The 451-nt window shown below is 59.2% G+C and carries 1 pseudogene; it reads left to right on the top strand.

From position 1 onward, the window contains the following. Window positions 1–31 precede the first annotated feature (31 nt). Window positions 32–451: pseudogene (locus tag QCE58_RS34030) on the top strand (electron transfer flavoprotein subunit alpha/FixB family protein); the annotation flags it as partial.

Genomic DNA, 451 nt, shown 5'->3' with positions numbered 1-451 from the left:
AACTGAAAACCGAAGCGAAGGTGATCTGAACATGACGATTCTCGTAATTGCAGAACACGACAATGCGTCGATCAAGGCAGCGACGCTGAACACGGTTGCAGCGGCATCGAAGATTGGCGGCGATGTGCATGTGCTGATCGCGGGCTCGAACGCGCAGGGTGCGGCGGATGCGGCGGCGAAGATCGCGGGCGTTTCGAAAGTGCTCCTCGCCGATGCGCCGCAACTCGCTGAAGGCTTGGCGGAGAACGTCGAAGCTACGGTGTTGAACGTCGCGAAGGATTATTCGCACATTCTGGCTCCGGCGACCGCTTACGGTAAGAACATCGCGCCGCGCATCGCTGCACACTTGGACGTCGCGCAAATCAGCGACATCACCGCCGTCGATAGCGCCGATACTTTCGAACGCCCGATCTACGCAGGCAACGCCATCGCGACGGTTCAATCGAGCGAT

This window comes from Caballeronia sp. LZ028 (genome assembly GCF_031451415.1).
In the GTDB taxonomy this organism is placed as follows: domain Bacteria; phylum Pseudomonadota; class Gammaproteobacteria; order Burkholderiales; family Burkholderiaceae; genus Caballeronia; species Caballeronia zhejiangensis.
Note: the sequence above shows the minus strand (reverse complement) of the source record. Positions and strands in the feature narration are given on the sequence as shown.